The following is a 19,505-nucleotide window of genomic DNA, read 5'->3' as shown; positions in this document are numbered from 1 at the left end:
CCAAGAAAAGCTTTAGGACACGAGCTAGATCTAGTATTTTGATAATCATAAAGAATTATCGGTTTAGCATTAGTTTCACTCATATATAGCCACATATATTTCTTAGACTTAGAACTCTTGCCATTATCATTGATTACCTTCAATGTAGTTTCATCAGCATGAATGTAATTTCTATTAAGAAGTTCTTTCTTCATGTAGTTATATATCGGATCTAATGCTTTAGCAGCTGACATAGTCCAGTTACATAAAGTCTGACGACTAAGAGTAGCCCCCATCATGTCAAAATAAGACTGTTGTCTATATAATGGCATAGCATGAAGATATTTAAGTGCAATAGTATGAGCAATTAATTCATTAGAAGCCATGCTATTATAGAAAATAGTTTTAGGCATTTCAGGTGAAACAATCTTACTATCTTCATTTTCCTTCTCACATGGTTTACAAGCGTAGCTGTACACTACGTGTTCTTCCACTATTAACTTAGCAGGAATATATTTTAAAATTTCTTTTCTAGATTTAACTCCAATTTCAACTAATTTACTGCCACATTTATCACAGATTAAATCATCACCTTCTAATTTATGTTCTATGATTTTTCTCTCTAAATTAGCAAGGTTATCTTTCTTACCGATATTGTTGCTTTTCTTAGCTCTTTTATATGTAATTTCTTCTACCGTAGGTTCTTCTACTTTTGAATCACTATGTTTTTCTGCTTCATTAAAAAAGCATAATTGATCAGCATCCACTTTCTCACTAGATGCTCCAAATATTTTCTTATTTTTATTTGAAATAATTCCTTTTAAAAACTCTAATTCATTTTTAAGATTTTCTATTTCTTTATTCTTAGAATCTATCTCCTTATTCTTAGAGTCTATTTCTTTCTCCATTTCTTCAACTTTTTCAATTAATACTTGGTTTCTTTCATCAAGTTCATTGCTAATAATTTCGTGATTCATAAGTACCTCTTTTAACATTTATTTATATATATATTATACCACAAAAACCCTTGAAAATAAAGGGTTCTCAAGGGTTTTTACATATCTATTTTTAATAATAATTAGCTTCTTTTACTGGTTTAAATTTAGATTTTGTTCTTACTTCATATCCTTTCAAAAGCCAACGTAATTCTTCTATATTTACACTTACTGCTTCTTCCTGCGTAGCAGGCCATTTAAAGCGATTTCCTTCTAAACGATGATAATATAACCAAAATCCTTCATCGAAGTGGAGGATCTTTAATTTATCCATCTGTTTATTACAAAAAACAAATAATGCTTTATCAAAAGGATTGAGTTGCAGTTGATTTTTTACTATCATTACTAATCCATCTATACTTTTTCTTAAATCTGTTGGACCGCAGGCTATATATACTGTTTCAACTTTATCTATATTTAACACTTTAGTAATATCTCCTTAATTAAGGAATTTACCAAAGCAGTTTCCGATGCCGGAATAGCTACGCTAATATTACCAATTGAAATCTTCACCTCAGATGAAGCTCCAATATCTTTTCTAACGATATTTGCTTCCGCATTAATTTTTATAGGATGAAATACTGGCGTAGCCTTTTCTTCAATTTTTCTTTTATGATAGTAAAATTGACTTTTATTAATATTATTTTCTTCACAATAATCTTTTACAGTTAAATTTTCATCACTAGCATAATAACGATTTATATATGCTCTCCATTCATCATTACTTAATTTTTTATACATACCTAACCTCCTGATAAAATGTTATTTCCTTAATTTTATCAATTGGAGATTTTAGTATCTAGGTACTTAATTTTTGACGCTTACATAATAGCTACTATGCTTTGATCCTTCTTTTGTTTATTTCTTTTAACACACATACAAAAACACACTATTAGCAACAAAAATTAATTAGTTGCTAATAGTGTGTTTTTATCAACTTGTTAGAAATCAATATTAAGTTTATGATTAACAACATACTATCTATACTCAAATGAAAATTTTTTCGTTATATGATGTTAATTAATCTCATTAAGTATATTGAACTTCAAAAGTCATTCCAATTAAATCAATAGAATTGTAGTTTGTTGGCGAGTCTTTATATAAATACATAACTTAATCTACTAAACATTATCATACGCGTCACCAATAGTATTAAAATTTTCATCTAACCAATATATGCTTTTCCCTTGATTAATTAGTAATTGCTCTACAAGTTCTGTAAAACTTTTAGCAATAATATCACATTCTCCTACTACGCCATGTCTATCCCAAAAACTATCATAACATCTACCTAATCGTTCTGTTGATAAATCAATTGTAATATAATTATTATCAAAATCCTTACCAATAATAAACCATTTTGATGATATATCTTCCTCACATAACTCTCCTACTATTACTGGATTTGCTAAAACCATATCTTTAGGACCAACAATATCAAAAGAATACTTGCTATTACAAAACAAAGAAACTCCTCCACACAACCTATAAAACGTCTCTAGATCAGATGGTAATTTAAAACCACTAGGTAATACTGGTAACCCATTTACAGGATATACTTTGCAATTTAAATTTCTTTTTATTACATCTATCATTTCTATAATGCTCATTTTCTATAACTTCCTCCCTACTGTAATCCATATATATAACGATTAAATTCACTATAATAATTTTGTCTCGCAAACATTGGAACTTTTGCTGCCTCAAACATTCTTTCCGATAAACTATATATTTCTCTCGGCGAAATGTTCTTCCAATCTATTTTACCTCCAACTCTCTTACCTGTTTTTTCAAATAACCAATCTCTATAAACAGCTTTAGTAGCCTCATGTTGATCATGAGTTAACGCAATTGTAGTTGATTTACTTGCTCTCGATTTATAACCATCAATATTGTGAGTGGCCCAAACATCCAGCACACCATGATGATTTTCTAATCCCTTAGTTTTATCACCATATCTTACAATATCGAATTGTTCTGTTTTAGTCGAGCTCTTATTATTACTCTTATTACTACATTTAGCATACCCACTAAAATCACAATACTCCACAGGATTATTCCCACAATAAGCATATAAATTAAGTCCGTCTCCTCTATATACATCTTCCTGTGTAAATCTACCTATTATCGGATTATAGTATCTCGCCCTTAGGTAATATTGACTTGTGGTTACATCAAACTGTTGCCCCGTATACTTTATTCTATTATGTACATTTTCCTCAGCGCTAAGAATATTTCCAAAGCCATCATAGTGATAATAATTTCTTATTACTTCATCTTCATCACTTATTGCTATGGTACTACCTTGTTCATCACAGCTGTAGTAATATCTATCTTCAGCAATATCAGCAGATACTACTTCGTAGCCTCTTGTGAATCTGGTTACTACATTCTCTTCTTTATCAAGTTCTACTAATGTGTTTTCTTTATTGTATATAAAACTACTTAGTTTTTCATTTTCTTCTATTTCGTATCTTAAACCTTCAGCATCATAACGGCTTATTAATGTGTTGCCTTCTTTTGTTACCGCTTTTATTTGCTGATTTAAGGTATTGTATTCAAATATGTTGTTTCCAGTATTTGTTTCTTCTTTTATTGTATTTCCTTGTTTGTCATATGTAAAGTATTTATGCTCTTTTTCGCCTACTATTTTTAATAGTTGATTTTTTACATTATATAAATACTTTTCTACTACATCATTAGTGTTTCTGATTATCCTATTTCCTACGTTATCGTAGCTATAATAACTTCTATACTTTAATCTTCCATTTGTTTTATTTTCTTAACACACATAAAAAACACACTCTTTTCAACAAAAAGTTTGTTAGAAAGAGTGTATTCATTTTAGTTTATTATAACTGTATCTCCCAAGTTTCTTATATAGGATTATAATACATCCTATATTTTGTTGTACACATAATCTATAAACTCATCAAAGTTTTCAGCAATAATGATAACTTCATCATCATCCATTCCAATGAATGGTACTTCAATGTATTTTCCATCTACATTTATCCCATATGCCATATCACCACCATCAGATCCTATAAGAATAATATCTGTCAAAAATTCTTGAACTTCATAATCATTATTTAATTCTTCAATATCATCCTTATTCCAAAGCATAAGATAATTATTTTCGCCAGCCATTCCCTCACCACTTATAGTTTGTTCAAAAAACTTATAGAATACCTTATATTTTTCACTCAATTCAAAGTCTTCACTTTTTCTTATATCAAACTCTTTTAATTTTTCTATAGTCCCCTTATTCACAACACTCACCTTCCTTTCATTTTTTCCCTAAGCACTTTATTCCAAAAATCCGTAAATTTAGCATATTCATTAGGAGTTAAAGCAATTTTGTTGTCTATATCTGTTGGACTTCCTCCAAACTTAACTGGTTTCATCTCATGAATTTGTGTTCCCTTTAAATCTGGTATATCTTTATGTATCATCCTATTAGTCTTGTTTACCATATTTCTTGATTCTTTATATTCATTCCCCTCTAATATTCTACATGCTCCTTCTGGTTTTGATGCATATGGATATCCCGTCCAATCATTAATATAAAATGAATCAAAACTATCTTTAATGTTACGATTATTTCCTTTATTATCACATGGATTTGCATTATACCCACTAAAATCACAATACTCCACAAGATTATTTCCACAATAAGCATATAAATTAATTCCATCACCTCTATATACATCTTCTTATGTGAACCTAGCTATTACAGGATTATAGAATCTAAATCTCATATAATACTGATTACTTAATTTCTAAGTCTAATATCTATCCACTTCTTTACTATTAACCTTAAATATCTATATAAACATAAAAATTATATTCTTAATTTCTTTATTTAAAGACTGCAGATAAATTTTCTCACATTTATTGATTTAACTAGGTTTTACTCTTACTATCTTTTATGCAGTTAATATATACTTTATTATGCATTCATTATAATAGCTCTTCATTCTTTATCATATCAATAGCTACAGAAATTTGAGGATATTTATCTATTTCATCCTTTTCATTTGTAATATCTTTTAATTTAAAACTATTTACATTATTCTTTCCATCTTGAGTTGACCTTGAGTATTTACTAATCTTTATATCTTTAGTTACTATTACTCCATACTCATTTTCTTCATCATCTTCCATGAATGAAACTAATACAATCTGACTTAGATTAAATCCTTTTTCAGTTAATATATCTCTTAAATCTTCCCATTCTTCATCATCCCTAAGTAGTTCTGTTAATTCTAATACCTCTTGTTTATATAATTCATTCATAATATTTCTTCCTCCTACTTTTTAATCTTCTTCAATGGTGTTGCAACTCTATCTATTATTCCATTTTCTTTTGCTACAGCTTGACATGCAGGGCACATATCTCTTGTTGCTCCTATTGATATTATTTCAGCCCCTACTTCATTTGCTTCTCTCATAATAGTTTGTTCAGCATCATTAAATCTGTTAATACTATTTGCTTCTAAAGATTTATTCTTTATAACTTTATCATTTCCTCTAATTCTTGGTGGTACATATCCTTTTTTACCTGCCGAGCTAACCCACATTTCAGTAGTACCATCTTCTAATTTTACTAATGCTGAGCCATAAGTAGTTCTTGACTTTTCTCCTTCTGTCATGTTTTCAATCATATTATTTACTCTATTATTAACTACCTTTTTACCCTCTACTATTTCAGCTTCTGTAACCCCCTTGGGGCCAATGTCGTAAACCTAAGCTTCAATAAAATGTAAAATAGAAAAATAAATATTCAGAAAATATGATTTTAAAGCAATTTCCTCTATAATCAATACTACATTAATTAGTATTGACGGAGGAATTTTTTTTGAGTAAAATTAGCAAATTAAAAATAGGAATAGAAGCATCAAGTGAAATTATAAGTAATATAATGTTTTTGTATAAATTCAGAATGAAAGAGACGTATTTTACAAGAATGGGAAGTAGTAAGATGAAATTTAATGACATAATATTATTTATATTAAACTTTGTAAAAAGAAGTTTGCAAATTGAGTTAGATGACTTTTTTAAAAAAACAAGTAAAGGTGATATAACAATAACTAAACAAGCATTTTCACAGGCTCGACAAAAGGTCTCGCCGGAGGCATTTATATATCTTTTAGATGGAGTTAACAAAAAATTTTATGAGCAAGTACCCTTTAATAAATATCGTGGATATAGGTTATTAGCTATTGACGGTACAGTAATACAGATACATAATAGCGAAAAATTAAGAGAAATTTATGGGTATATAGAAAATCAAAATGCTAAAGTTGCACGCGCACAAGCTTCCGCTTTGTATGATGTAGAAAATGATATGATAATAGCATCAAAAATAACTAGTTATGGAACTAATGAAAGAGAAATAGCAAAAGAAATGATAACTAAGTTATGTGAACTAGGAACCTGTAATGATTTAATATTATTCGATAGAGGATATCCATCTAGAGATCTTATAAAATTTATTGAAGATAATCAGTTAAAATATTTAATGAGAGTAAGTAATGCATTTTTAAAAGGAGTTGTTAATGCTCCAAATAAAGATCAAGTTATAGAAGTAAAATATAAAAATACTTTACTAAAGATGAGAGTATTAAAGTTTCCGTTAAATTCAGGTATAACAGAAACTTTAATAACAAATATTTTTGATGAAGATTTTTCAGTAGCAGACTTCAAGGAACTTTATTTTAAAAGATGGGGTATTGAAGTTAAATATAATGAAATAAAAAATAAGCTACAAATTGAAAACTTTACTGGAGAAACACCGATAGCTATAGAACAAGATTTTTATGCAACAATGTACTTAGCCAATATGGTTGCATTAGCTAAAATGGATGCTAATGAAATTATTGAAAAAGAATATGAAAATAAAGGTTTAAAGTATGAATATAAAGTTAATACAAATGTATTAATTGCTAAATTGAAGGATACATTAATCATGATGTTATCTATAAATAATCCTTGGAAACGGTCACGTATGTTAAAGTATATTGGAAAAGAAATCAAGAAAAATGTTATTCCAATTAGGCCTAATAGAAGCTTTAAAAGGAAAGTGCGTAAAGATACTCAAAGGGTGAATATACTTAATAAAAAGAGAGCTTTGTAATATACAATTATGAGTGTATATGTAAAAACTTGCATGAAGTACATGGAAGTTTATTTTTCATACTTAAAATTATCAATGACAAATATTTATGATTATTATCTATTGAAAAAAGTCCATAAAACATGGACTTTCTATGAAAATTAAAAGTTAGTGTAAAAATTTTCATTGTTAGCTTACTGACATTGCCCTTGGGGCAGAGTCTGTCTTTTTATTTTTATGGTAAGACCTTAGTATTTTCAAGCCTTACCACTATTTTATCATGCTACTTTATCAATTTCCATAACTGGCAAAATGTATTCAGTTTTATTCTTCATCATTCCATAAATGATGTTATTAAGCCTTCTCATTACACACACTAATGCTTGTATCTTAGTTTTACCTTCTGAAATCTTTTTCTTGTAGTACTCTAGAAAAACTGGATTTCTAGGAGTTCCTTTCCTCGATACTTGAACCTGTTGCACCGCTAGGAAGTAGAATACTCCGTAAAGCTCTCTGTTCCCCTGTTTACTCTTTTTATCCTTACCTTTTACTTATTAAGAAAAAAATAATGAACCAGCCTACTTACTTTCAGCTGATTCATTTCATTTTCTCACTACATTATAATAATTATGAAGTCTTAATTATTATTACTGTTGTTTATTTAGCTATATTCTTGTGTTAATTATTTTTATGCAGTTACTCAATTCATTATTATGCATTCACTATTAAATATTAGGTATATCTACTACATCACCATCAGTTTCTTCTATAAACACCTTTGTAATATTAGGATTATTCTTTTTCAATTTAAAAATTTGAACCTTAGTTAATGGCGGTATAAACTTAATGTGATTTACTTTAAATTGATTATTTAAAATTTGTTCCTCTATTTCTGAAATAAAGATAGCCCATTCTTTTAAATTGGGATTTTTTAGTTCTTCCCTATTTTCTAAAACTCTATATCCATCAGCGTCATAAAAAATCATTAAAGCAGTCCCTAAATCACAATTCTTATTATTTATTATATTATATGGAATCTCAAAACCATTATCCCAGTTATAATTTCCTGCTATTATATGCAATAACTCAGAATCTGTTATACCTTTAATCTCATCTATAATATCTTTTTTATTTTCGCTATAGAGCAATTTATATACATATTCATTTTTAGAATTATCCATTTAAAATCCTCCTTAACTATTACTTTCTAATTCTATTTAAACTTCTTTCCCACAAGTCTACCGTTGCTCCTTGACTTGGATACAATGGTAATCCGCTTTCTTGTAGTTTTCTTAAATCACTCTGCAAGTCTAAAACCTGCCTTTGTAGTACATCTACACTCTGATTGATATCCATATTATTCAATTGATTTCTTACTACATCATTATATACTGAGTGATATCCTCTATGTCTTGACATAGCACTTAATTCAGCATCTGGTGTTCTTAGTAATATACCATTTGTTGCATCATCTAAGTTCATTCCTATTTTTTTAAGTATTGGATTATCTGCCATTTCCGCTGGAATTATGTGTTGTGCTTGATACCCTGTCCATTTAGTTGACCTTTTTAATCCCATTGATTCCATTATATTTTTACCAAGCTTAGTTGAATTACCACCAGTAACTACTCCTGGAGTCCCTGGAATTAATCTTTCAGCTTGTGTAACCCCCTCAATATTCTTATTATTACCTTTACTACTACAATCAATAGCTTTCTTAGAATAACCACTAAAATCACAATACTCCACAGGATTATTCCCACAATAAGCATATAAATTTAATCCATCCCCACGATATACATCTTCCTGTGTAAATCTTCCTATTATCGGATTATAGTATCTTGCCCTTAGATAATATTGGTTAGTGGTAATATCAAACTGTTGTCCTGTATATTTTATTCTATTATGTACATTTTCCTCAGCACTAAGAATATTTCCAAAGCCATCATAGTGATAATAGTTTCTTATTACTTCATCTTTATCACTTATTGATATGGTACTACCTTGTTCATCACAGCTGTAGTAATATCTCTCATCAGCGATATCAGCAGCTACTACTTCGTAGCCTCTTGTGAATCTGCTTACTACATTTTCATCTTTATCAAGTTCTACTAATGTGTTTTCTTTATTGTATATAAAGCTACTTAGTTTTTCATTTTCTTCTATTTCGTATCTTAAACCTTCAGCATCATAGCGACTTACTAATGTGTTGCCTTCTTTTGTTACCGCTTTTATTTGCTGCTTTAAGGTATTGTATTCGTAGTAATTGTTTCCAGTATTTGTTTCTTCTTTTATTGTATTTCCTTGTTTATCATATGTAAAGTATTTATGATCCTTTTCTCCTACTATTTCTACCAGTTGATTCTTTACATTATATAAATACTTTTCTACTACATCATTTGTTGTTCTAGTTATCCTATTTCCTACGTTATCGTAGCTATAACTTTCTTTTCTTCCATCATAGTTACATTCTTTTAGGCGATTTACTTTATCATAGCTATAAAAACTACTATGTTTTGATCCTGCTTTTGTTATTCTATTTCCATTAAGGTCATAGGCATATTTGTAGTCTATTATTACTTCGCCATTTGATGATATTGTTAACAAGTTTTCTACATTTCCATCATCATCATAGGTATAACTTGTATTTATACCATTGCCTAATGTAACATTTTTTATTTTATCATTTTTATAATAACTATAACTAGCTACTTTTTTATTGTTTTCGTCACCTATTAATGTTAATCTATTATTTTCATCATAGGTATATTTTGTTGTTTTTCCACTTATGTCTTTTATAGTTTTTATATTATTGTTTTTATCATAAGTGTACCTTATTATTTCTTTTCCTGATAGACTTTTACTTTCTAATAGTCCTTCAATATTATATTTATATTGATATCCTTTATTATCAAAGTATGCTGCTTTTAGTGAGCCGTCTTTATTGTATTTATAAGTTTGCTCTATAACATCTATCTTATGTTTATTATCTTTTTCAACAGTTTCTCTTTTATTACCTTTTGCATTTTTTGCTTCTATTTGATTTAGGAATAGATTGTAGTAATCTGTATGTTTATTTTTCTTCTCTTTATTTATTTCTTCTTCATCTATCTTATATCCTTTTATAGAAACTATATTTTTATCTATATTATATTGTTTATCTACATGGTTGTTGTTTCTATCGATATGTTTTGTTAGATTTCCTTCTGTATCATAGTAAAAATATTCACTATTTCCTTCTTGGTCTATTATTTCACTTACTAATCCTAAACTATTATATTTATAAATTATAGTGTTACCATTGCCATCTGTAGTTGATGTTATATTTCCTGCAAAGTCATAGCTATATTTTTCTATAGCACCTTCTGCTGTTTCTATTTCTGTTATTCTTCCCCACTTATCTAAGAAATATTTTGTTTCATTTCCATTTCCATCGATTACACCAGTTATGTTTCCTCTTCCATCATAAGTATACTTCTGTGCTGGCTTATTTTCTTTTTTGCTTTTTGGTGTTATTATTTCTTTAATTTTTCCCAATAATGTATATTTATATTCTACTTTTTTATTTTCACCATCAGTTTTACTTAGTAAATTTCCTTTTATGTCGTACTCCATCTTATTTACTACTTGTCCTAATGGATTCTTTATTTCTGTTACTTGTCCCTTAAAGTTATATTTATATGTTGTACCTAGTCCGTCATCTTTTTCTTTATTATATTGTTCTGGTAAAATTTCTTTTATTATTCTATCATTTTTATCATAAAGTAATCTTGTTGTATTTCCCGTAGCATTTATATAATGAGTAAGTCTATCTTTCTTATCATATATATATTTTTTCTTTCTCGCTATTTCCTTTATTGATAAGTCTTCAATACTTATTATGTTATTATTTTTATCATAACTATATTTATATCTTCTTAATATGTCATTATAGCTATCTTTTTGTACTTCTTCTAAGATTCTATCTAACTCATCATATTTTCTAGTAATCTCAAAGCCTTTAGGTGTAACTATTTTTGTAATATTTCCATTACCATCATAAGAATATTGTGTTATTGCCCAAATAGTCTTTCCTTTCTTTTCTGGCGATATAAACTCACCTTTTATCTCTTCCTTTTTCTCGATAAGATTGCCTACTTTATCATAAACATAACTTATATATTTAGTAGTTTTTTCATTTATCTTGAAGCTCTCAAAGGTTTTATTATTTAAACAATCATATTTATATACTATCTTTGCTCCGTTTTTATCTTCTACTTTTACTAATCTATTTTCACAATCATAACTAAAGTTAATTTCATTGTATCTAGTACATTTTTCTTCCTTATCTACTAAATCTATTCCTTGTCTTTCTATAACTTTATTGCCGTTATCATCATAAATAAAATAAGTAACATTATATTTATCAGCCTCTACTGGCACCCTCTTTTCCACCAGATTACCAAGGAGATCATATTTATATAAGGTTTCATTACCTTCATTATCAATTTCTTTAATTACATTGCCATGGATATTATAGACAAATCTTTTTTCTACTATTCCCTTCTCATTAATAATAGATGTAAGGTTATTCTCTTCATTATAAGTATAGCTATATCCTAAACCATCATCATTTTCCTTATCATAATACTCTGGTTCTATATGTCTTACTACATTGCCATTGTTATCATAGAAAAATCTTTCTATTCCTCCATCGGGATAAATAACTTTTATTTTTCTATTATCTTTATCATAAACATATTCTGTTCCTATTCCGTCTTCTTTATTGTAATCATAATAATTAGGATTAATATCCTTTATAATATTTCCTTCTGTATCTCTTATTACCTTTTCTACTATTCCTAATGGTTTCTTTATCGTTATAAGTCTATCTAAAAAGTCATATTGATATCTATAACCATCACCTTTACAATTTGGTGGATAAAAACTTATTAAATTTCCCATTTTGTCATAGGATTTTCTAGTTACATTTCCATTAGCATCGGTGATAGATGTAACATAATCTAGTCTATTGTATCCAAATGAAATACGTCCATAATCTGTTTCTATAGCAGTATTTCTTCCTACTTCATCATATTCATAATTATAGATATACCCTGAACTTGTTGTTATTCTAATAGGCTCTCGTAATATTATGTTATTCTTTATATCATATTGATATTTAGTAATATTACCATTACTATCTGTTCTAGAAATAACTCGTCCAAAATCATCGTAACAGTATTTTGTTATCTTATATCTTTTAATATCTATCTTATCTCTTTCTTCTATTAGATTATTATTATCATCATATATGTATAAAGTTTCTTTTCCGCCATTATCCTCTTTCTTTATTAAGTTCTGCCTATTATCATAATAATAATTTGTAGTAAGATCATTTCCCTTTATTTCTTTTATTACATTGCCATAGTCATCAAACTCTTTTACTGTTACATTACCATTTCTATCTTTAATATAGTTTTTGTTATCATGGTCATCATATCTATATTCTTCATAGCTATTATCTTCATAAATTATTTTTGTTGGTAGCGAATTTTCATTATATTGATATCTTTCTTTTCTACCACTACCTTCATAATAAAAAATTGTTTCTCTTTCATTATCATAAGAAATATGACAAATGTCTCCATTAGGATATTCTTGCTTTATTACTCTTCTTTTAGCATCAAAATAGTTTTTAGTATATTTATTTCCATTTTGATCTGTGATACTGTCAATCAATGCTGCATCGTTATATGTATATCTTGTTATACCTTCATCAACATGTACTACTTCAGTTAAATAATTATTCTTATATATATACTGAACTACTCTATTAGCATCATCTTTTATCTCTACGATTTTCTTATTCTTATATTTAAAGTAAAGTTTATATTTTGAAAATGTCTCAATAGTACTAATTTCATTACCATCATAAGTAATATTTAACTTATTATTATGTTTATTTATTATACTTAGTAGTTTTCCATTACTATCAAAGACATATTTTAATTTTTCTATATTAGAAGTAAATAAATATCCATCATTTGTATCAACTAATATATAGTTTTTTGATTGACCTTTTTCGTTTATCCATTCTCCATTTTTTAAATTAAATATCTCTACATGTCCATCATCACATAAAACTTCCGCTCTATTATTTTTAACATAAACATAGTTTTCAATATTAGAAGTCCACCCTAATCCAAATGCTCCAACTCTAGTTTCTAATGATTCATAACGTCTTTCTATCTTAAAATCATTATTTATATCTGGCAATACCACATCAGTAGATGGAATATATAAACTTCCCGTAGTTACATCTATAGGGTCACCACCAAATATTTTGTTAGTAACTACACTAGTAATTATGCTCTTAGCAGGATTTATATCTCCTGTAAGGGCAAAATCACTCATCATATCTGATGTTGCATCCATTGCTATGCTTAACCTTTTATTGTATTTACATAATTTAGCTCCATCAACACCCTTAAACACCTTATTTGAAAGTCCCTTGGTAACCCCAGTACTTGTTCCACAGATTCCTCCAGATAAACACATAGATTTTAAATAATAATCTAATCCATTATTTATTGAACCATCATCTAAATAATCACCAATTAAGTTAAATGCAGCATCAGATGCCATGTCTGCTCCAATTTTTCCTAATGTTTTTAATGTAGCTCCTCCTGTCAATAAAGCAGTAGCTGCCCCTGCTATTAAAACAGAGCCATATTTTACAATATTATATATAGTCTCGTTTCCTCTACAGCAAACATCTCTAACAAAGTTAAAGGACTTAGAATAATCACCATTTTTAAGTTTCCCATAATCTTGAACAGCTTCTGCCATTTCAGCTTTTCCAACTTCCATTGCAATACCTCCTGCTATCATTGCAACAGCTGTTAATGCAACTCCTCCAGTACAGACTACTGCCGCTGCTACTGCCACTGCTCCTATAACTGTAGCTATAGCACCAAAACCAAATTTACTTTTAGCTTCCTCTAATTTAGCCTTATGTAATTCTTTTGCTTGTCCATTAATACGTTCAATTTCAGCAGCATCATCTTTACCGATATTTACTATTTCCTCCGGTAACTCAGCTACCTCTTTTTCACTACCATCATATTTTATCTTTCCAGAGTTTACATAAAGTGCATTGCTCAAAATTATATTAGAAGATTCTCCTCTTACTATTTGCAGATCATTTTTAGCAGAAATTATTACTTTATTTGCTGTACTATTTTCACCTGTACCTATATTAAGATCTTCATTACAAGATAATGATATTTCTTTTCCTGTTAATGATATATCACCAGATTCACTTAAATTAATTGCAATTGCTTTTCCGTCATCTGCTGCAAAGTTTATATCACTAGGAGATAATTGCATTTCACTACCACCAACGTTAGAGAAAGACTTAATATCAGGATTTTCAGTCCTACTACTATACTTTCCACCACTTTCTGTATTCCTTATAGAATGGATAGCAATTGCTTCTTGTTCATAATCATTGGGAAAATAAATATGAACTCTACTTCCTGGTTCCGGCATACAATACCAAGCACTACTCTCAATAGAATATGTAAAATACTTTTCATTTTTACAAACACTGTTTTCTTCATCTACATCAAAATCTACACTTAAGGTATTTCCTTTTACATCTTTCACTGTAGCCGGTAAACTCATACCATAAATATTTTTATTAAATTTATAAATTGATTTAACACCATCATATATTGATAATTGATAGAAATTAATTAATTCTCCATTATATACATATTTCTCAGCTTTAGATACAATTGTTTCTATATATCCATCTATTGTTACTATCTCACCAACTGTTAAAGTAAGATCACTCTCTAGTTCCCACTTTGTATAATCTTGATGAAATGATATTTCACCTGAAAGTAATGAATTTTTCTCATATTCTTCGTAATCCTTTTCTACTTCATAATCTTCAAGACTTATTTCTGCTCCATTGTTTATTTCAGGTATTCCAAAATAAAATCTTCCATACTCCACTGTTGGATCAGCTACTAATACTGCTCCAAAATGACTTGCTATTCTCTTTAAAAATTGCCAATCTGTTTCTTCAAACTGTAATAAAAACTCATCTATAGTTGCTCCATAAGAAACATTATCTATAAAACCTTTTTTATCGTAAGGCTTTAATACTCTATTTATAACATCTACATAGGTATCATCTAAATCTTTAAATGTTCTTGTCTTTTTTGTAATATCAAAATCCTTTGTATAAGAAACTGCTTCTATCTCTGCTATTATTAACTTTCCTTCATATACTATATCTACATTAGATATTTTTCCTACGAACTTTTTTCTATTATTTTCTGTTATTACTACTTTTTCCTCTTCTACGTTTCTATTTATAATATCTATAATTTTATCTTCTGGTATCAATAACTTAACCTTTGCATAACTGTGGTCATTTAATGTATTGCTTATACTTACATCTTCAATTTCCACAATATCATAAGGTAGCTCAACTTCTAATCCTTTATAAGTTGATTTCATTATTTCACCATCCTTATTTTTAATATCTATTCTCTTTGTCCACTAGTATAGATTGTTATTTCTCCCCCATACAAACATTTCAATTTACATCTTCCAAGTAGAGCTGGTTTTCCATCTACTAATACATCTTTTTTCCCATCAATCCAATTTGTTGCTATTATTGGTGTACATGGGCCTACACATTGTTGTATTAAGCTATCTTTTCCAGTAGCTAGCTCATCACTTTCATCACTTTTCGTTGTAAATATACTCATTATTTTTTCTGAAAAACTATCCCCTTCTTCTTCCTCTACTTCCTTTATAATCTTTTTTGCTGCTGCTTGAACTGCTGGATTCATAGGACTATTACAAATTCCAAAACTTCTAACATTTATTAAAGGCAAACTATCTCCTACATTTAATTGTGGCATCCCATGTATATATTCACCATGACTTTTGGGCACAACTAAATAACTTTCTCTATATGCTTTATTACAAAGTATACAAGCAGTATGTAGTATGTAACTCTTTTTTAACTCCTTAAGACGTTTCTTTTCTTGCTTTTCTGCTTCCTCAGCCTCTTTCTTTTCCTTTTCTTTTTTTGCCTTTTCTTCTTCTTCTTTTTTCTTCTTTTCTGCATCTATCTTAGCTCGTTCTTCTTCTGAAGCCGTTAAATAATTATATTTTTTTTCTATAGCTTTTGCTGCATTGCTAACATCTTCTTTTATATATCCTGCTACCTTACTATTGGCAATTTTATCTGCTACAAAATCTACTACTATATTATTATTTACACCAGTTAACTCTTTTGCCATAAATCCATCATTATGCTCCAATATATCTTTCATATCCATGTTATACCACCTCCACTTCTTTAAAGATAATACCTTGGAAATCTCTCTTTAATATTGCTTCAGCAACATCTAATGAAACTACTAAATAATAGTCTAATGCTGCTTTTATTCTAAAAATGTTATTATCACCTACTTTATTTTTGTCTAGCACCATATTTTCTAACCAATTACTTTTTGTATAAGTAGTTTTTTCACTAAGTCCATCAATAACCTCTGGTACCATAAGTCTATAAACTTTTTGTATTTCACGTTTAATATCACTAAAAACTACGATTTTATATGTAATATTCTCTTCATATAAATTAAACAAATCATAAAGTTCTTCAGATATCATTAATACTGGTGATTCTATTAACGCTGGAAATATTGTATTCTCATCACTATCTATATACATATCTGCCATGTCTCTTAGTATTTCAACATCTTCTTTTAAAAAAGTAGCTTTTTTAGAAGTAGTAAAGTCTTTAAACTTAACTCTATTTTCTACATTATAATCTTCCTTAAGAAGGAAATATTTTTTCATCATTACTCCTCCTCGATATATATTGTTTGTAGTTGCTCAGCTGATAAATGCAAAAATGGTATTTCCATAACATCAAATACTGCTCCTTCTACCTCTGCTTCTGTGAAATCTAAATTTTTATGTTTTATACCTGATAAGTTTGCATCACATAAATTAGCATTTTTAAAAGAAACATTAGATAGCTGTGCATCTTTAAAAGTAGTATTTCTTAATAATCCATTATCAAATATACAATTTTCTATAGTAGCATTTTTAAAACTAGTAGAAACCATCTTACAATTAGTAAAGTTACAATCTCTAAAAACTGCATTGTCACATTGGCCTTTTACTATATAACTATCTTGAAAATTTATCTTTTCAAATACACTTCCTTTTAAATTAATAAACACCATTTTATTTTCACTTAGATCCAAATTATCAAAGGTACTATTTATCCACGATGAGTAAACAAAGGGATTTTTACTCTTGTCAATCTTAAGGATAGCCTCCATATCTTTATTTGTTTTTTTTCTATAATCCATAGCAAAAACCGTTTCATTTTTACCTTGATATTCTCCCCATTTTACAAAGTAAAACTGTGATTTTATATTTTCCTTTATCCATGGCTCTTCATCTAGATCCCAGAACAATGCTCTTGCAATCTCGATTAAATTCAACCATACTTCAGTAACAGCTTCATAGAGAATACTTTCCACATCATAATTATTAACTTTCCCAAGATAAATCTTTTTTTCTTTTAACAAAGCTTCCTTAAGATTTATATATGGCTTAAATAAATACTTAAGGTCTATTTCTTCTACTATGTCATCTTCGTCTAAGTACCACATTTCATTGTAACCATGTATATAAAACCTATAACTTTCATCTAATATAGCAGTTCTTAAAAGTTCAATTTGGAATACTACTAAATTGTAATTATCTCTTTTATTTGCCACTTCAATTATCTTTTTTATCTTTCTTATGATTTCATCTTTAAATCCGTCATAATAAATTTCAAGACTCTCCATAAATTCTTCTCTAGTTTTCTTACATAATGGATATGCCACTTTTTCTCTAAACTCTAATAACGCTTCTTCTCTATTCATAATCTTCTTACCCCTAATTGTTATTTACTGTTACACCTAATTCTTTTATATTACCTTCGCCATCTAACTCTATTGCTGAATTTTTGTCACTTCCTATATAAACGGTTTCCTTAGCCGCTATCTTAATCTTTTTACTTGCCTCTATTTTTATATCATTTTCAGAAGTGATATTTACATTGTTGGCACTTGATATTGACACTGTTCCATCAGACTTCAACTTTACATCTGCCACACCGCCATTACATGATAAAAATATACCTTCTGGAGTTAGTCTTACTGATTTATCATTAGCTGTCTTAAGATATTTATCATCAGGGTTACCCATAAGATCCTCTTTGCCATCTTCTCCATTAAATAAATACTCACTAACTGCACTTACTGCAAAAGCAGCATCTTCATCTTTTGTTGGAAAGTACACTCTTACACTATCCCCTACTTCCGGCATGCAATACCATCCACTACCATCTGATGACGCTGCCATAGTAGAAAATTTAAACCAGTAAGCCTCTCCTTTATCTTGAACCTTATCTATGTCTAAATGAATTTGTACTAACTCACCTTTTGTATTTATTATTTTTCCATTTATAGAACTACCACAAACCTTCTTATTATAAACCTTCTCTGTTCTAAGTCCATTTTTATTTCTTAACAAGTAAACATTTTCCATAATGCCACCACGGATAGCATAGTAATTTTTATAAACATAAAACTCTAAATTTTTATAAGGTATATGTTCACCGATTTTTAATATTTCATTACTTTTTATTTCTATTGTTGTATAATCTACTTCTTTTGCATCTTTTAGAAAATTATTTTTCATATAATGATATTCTGATAGATTCTTTATAACTCTATAATTATGTATTTCTTCATTTACCTTAGTTAAAACATTAGGTGTGCCTATATAGATTTGTATTTTATCTGAAGTGCTTCCTGGAATTATTCCTTCATTAAACTTTGATGATATTCTTTTTAAGAACTGCCAATCTGTTTCTTCATATTGTATTATAAATTCATTAACTTCTTCATTGGGTATATTGATAATATAATTAATATTTTTGTACTCTTCTAAGATTTTTGAGATTAAGTCATTATATCTTAACTTTATATTTTGAAAGGATCTAGACTTTTTATTTTTGTCTAGTAAATAAGACATAGTTTTTCCTTCTATCTCAATTATTTTTATTCCCCTCATTACTTTTATATCCATCTTTGTTACATATCCGTGAAACAAGACTTTATCTACTTCTTCGCTATTATCTTTTTTTATATATACTTCAATTTCTTTTTCTGTTTCTTCAATATAATTAGTTTCTAAGGACTTAGATATCATTGCCTTTAGCTTTAGTTTTCCATGTTCATTAATTTCATTTTCTATACTAAGATCAAGTATTGAAATAAAGTCATATCCCTTTATCCTTAAGTTTTCATAAACTATACCCCTCATACTCTCACCAC

Annotated in this window: 16 protein-coding genes and 1 pseudogene; 1 reads left to right on the top strand and 16 read right to left on the bottom strand. The window is 28.4% G+C overall.

The window, feature by feature from the left end; genetic code table 11:
* The 9 genes from KQI30_RS11120 to KQI30_RS11080 all read right to left on the bottom strand — a co-directional run.
* Positions 1–956 (bottom strand): IS66 family transposase (locus KQI30_RS11120; RefSeq protein WP_216463390.1); only part of this gene is annotated, 956 nt, incomplete at its 3' end.
* 91 nt (positions 957–1,047) lie between these two features.
* On the bottom strand, positions 1,048–1,398 hold the full coding sequence (tnpB, locus tag KQI30_RS11115; protein WP_367397849.1) for an IS66 family insertion sequence element accessory protein TnpB: 351 nt from the start codon (positions 1,396–1,398) through the stop codon (positions 1,048–1,050).
* The gene (tnpA, locus tag KQI30_RS11110; RefSeq protein ID WP_216463389.1) at positions 1,392–1,715 is read right to left on the bottom strand and encodes an IS66 family insertion sequence element accessory protein TnpA; all 324 of its coding nucleotides are present in this window, start codon (positions 1,713–1,715) and stop codon (positions 1,392–1,394) included. The genes tnpB and tnpA overlap by 7 nt, the downstream gene beginning before the upstream one ends.
* A gap of 380 nt (positions 1,716–2,095) precedes the next feature.
* On the bottom strand, positions 2,096–2,584 hold the full coding sequence (locus KQI30_RS11105; protein ID WP_216463388.1) for an SMI1/KNR4 family protein: 489 nt from the start codon (positions 2,582–2,584) through the stop codon (positions 2,096–2,098).
* A 17-nt stretch (positions 2,585–2,601) separates the two neighbouring features.
* Positions 2,602–3,243 carry an RHS repeat-associated core domain-containing protein gene (locus tag KQI30_RS17355; protein WP_367397850.1) on the bottom strand — a complete coding sequence of 214 codons (642 nt, stop codon included), beginning with the start codon at positions 3,241–3,243 and terminating at the stop codon, positions 2,602–2,604.
* Positions 3,244–3,872: 629 nt separating this feature from the next.
* Complete coding sequence (locus KQI30_RS11095) at positions 3,873–4,247, bottom strand: SMI1/KNR4 family protein (protein ID WP_216463387.1); 375 nt, start codon at positions 4,245–4,247, stop codon at positions 3,873–3,875.
* 5 nt (positions 4,248–4,252) lie between these two features.
* Entirely contained in the window at positions 4,253–4,633 is a 381-nt protein-coding gene (locus tag KQI30_RS11090) for a hypothetical protein (protein ID WP_216463394.1), read from the bottom strand.
* 304 nt (positions 4,634–4,937) lie between these two features.
* Positions 4,938–5,273, bottom strand: coding sequence for a hypothetical protein (locus KQI30_RS11085; protein WP_216463386.1), 336 nt, complete (start codon positions 5,271–5,273; stop codon positions 4,938–4,940).
* Between the two features lie 14 nt (positions 5,274–5,287).
* Positions 5,288–5,641 carry a hypothetical protein gene (locus KQI30_RS11080; RefSeq protein ID WP_216463385.1) on the bottom strand — a complete coding sequence of 118 codons (354 nt, stop codon included), beginning with the start codon at positions 5,639–5,641 and terminating at the stop codon, positions 5,288–5,290.
* Positions 5,642–5,835: 194 nt separating this feature from the next.
* Between KQI30_RS11080 and KQI30_RS11075 the strand changes: the two genes are divergently transcribed.
* Complete coding sequence (locus KQI30_RS11075; protein ID WP_216463384.1) at positions 5,836–7,113, top strand: IS4 family transposase; 1,278 nt, start codon at positions 5,836–5,838, stop codon at positions 7,111–7,113.
* Between the two features lie 257 nt (positions 7,114–7,370).
* Here KQI30_RS11075 and KQI30_RS17145 read toward each other — a convergent pair.
* The 7 genes and pseudogenes from KQI30_RS17145 to KQI30_RS11045 form a co-directional block, all read right to left on the bottom strand.
* Positions 7,371–7,640: pseudogene (locus KQI30_RS17145) on the bottom strand (IS110 family transposase); the annotation flags it as partial.
* A gap of 177 nt (positions 7,641–7,817) precedes the next feature.
* Positions 7,818–8,273, bottom strand: a complete 456-nt coding sequence (locus KQI30_RS11070) for a DUF4274 domain-containing protein (RefSeq protein WP_216463383.1) — start codon at positions 8,271–8,273, stop codon at positions 7,818–7,820.
* Positions 8,274–8,292: 19 nt separating this feature from the next.
* Positions 8,293–15,606 carry an RHS repeat-associated core domain-containing protein gene (locus KQI30_RS11065; protein WP_216463382.1) on the bottom strand — a complete coding sequence of 2,438 codons (7,314 nt, stop codon included), beginning with the start codon at positions 15,604–15,606 and terminating at the stop codon, positions 8,293–8,295.
* 26 nt (positions 15,607–15,632) lie between these two features.
* Positions 15,633–16,439, bottom strand: a complete 807-nt coding sequence (locus KQI30_RS11060; protein WP_253287477.1) for a DUF4280 domain-containing protein — start codon at positions 16,437–16,439, stop codon at positions 15,633–15,635.
* Position 16,440: 1 nt separating this feature from the next.
* Positions 16,441–16,962 (bottom strand): hypothetical protein, encoded by a 522-nt coding sequence (locus KQI30_RS11055; protein ID WP_216463381.1) that lies wholly within the window; start codon positions 16,960–16,962, stop codon positions 16,441–16,443.
* Between the two features lie 2 nt (positions 16,963–16,964).
* Positions 16,965–18,047: a pentapeptide repeat-containing protein gene (locus KQI30_RS11050; protein ID WP_216463380.1), complete on the bottom strand. Its 1,083-nt coding sequence runs from the start codon at positions 18,045–18,047 to the stop codon at positions 16,965–16,967.
* Between the two features lie 13 nt (positions 18,048–18,060).
* Positions 18,061–19,494 carry a contractile injection system protein, VgrG/Pvc8 family gene (locus KQI30_RS11045; protein ID WP_216463379.1) on the bottom strand — a complete coding sequence of 478 codons (1,434 nt, stop codon included), beginning with the start codon at positions 19,492–19,494 and terminating at the stop codon, positions 18,061–18,063.
* Positions 19,495–19,505 lie beyond the last annotated feature (11 nt).

This window comes from Clostridium bornimense, assembly GCF_018917145.1.
Lineage (GTDB): Bacteria > Bacillota > Clostridia > Clostridiales > Clostridiaceae > Clostridium_AN > Clostridium_AN bornimense_A.
This window is presented reverse-complemented; position numbering and strand designations above follow the sequence as displayed.